1 protein-coding gene is annotated in these 561 nt (G+C 48.3%); it reads right to left on the bottom strand.

Annotated features, from left to right (window positions below):
• Positions 1-440, bottom strand: a 440-nt coding sequence (locus tag R8N47_RS27380; RefSeq protein ID WP_318186385.1) for a M48 family metalloprotease, incomplete at its 3' end; no start/stop codon positions are given.
• Positions 441-561: the final 121 nt, after the last annotated feature.

The raw sequence follows: 561 nt of genomic DNA, 5'->3' as shown, positions 1-561 counted from the left end.
TCCATACTGCGCGCTAGGTGGCGCTGTGTTACGTGTGCAATTTCGTGCGCGACAACGGATGCGAGTTCACTTTCGCTACGAGCATGAAGAAATAGCCCTGAGTGCAATGCAACGTAACCGCCAAAAAAGGCAAAGGCGTTGATATTACGATCACGAATCATGAAGAAGTGGAACGGCGTTTTTACATCGTTCGCATTGGCCACGAGGCGGTGTCCGAGGGAATCGATATATTCGTTGATGACCGGATCGTTGACGATAGGCTTACTGGCTCTGAGCATGCGCATGTACGCGTCGCCATAAATCAACTCTTGGTCTATAGAAAGCGTGCCGCCAGCTGCCGTACCAATATCAGGCAAGTCGATGCTATTGGCGTAAGTTGTTGGTGAACTGATTGCAGCGGCAAGGCACAAACAAACGAGCGAGCGAGTGCGTTTTAACATACGGTTTAAAGATTCTCCAAAATACCTAAGTACGTGGTTGGAGGTCGAGTACCTCACAACATCACCACTATACTTTATGGTCATCCTCTAGGATGAATAGGCTAGCACTAAGACCAAAAAT

The organism is Vibrio sp. 2132-1 (genome assembly GCF_033344315.1).
This window is presented reverse-complemented; position numbering and strand designations above follow the sequence as displayed.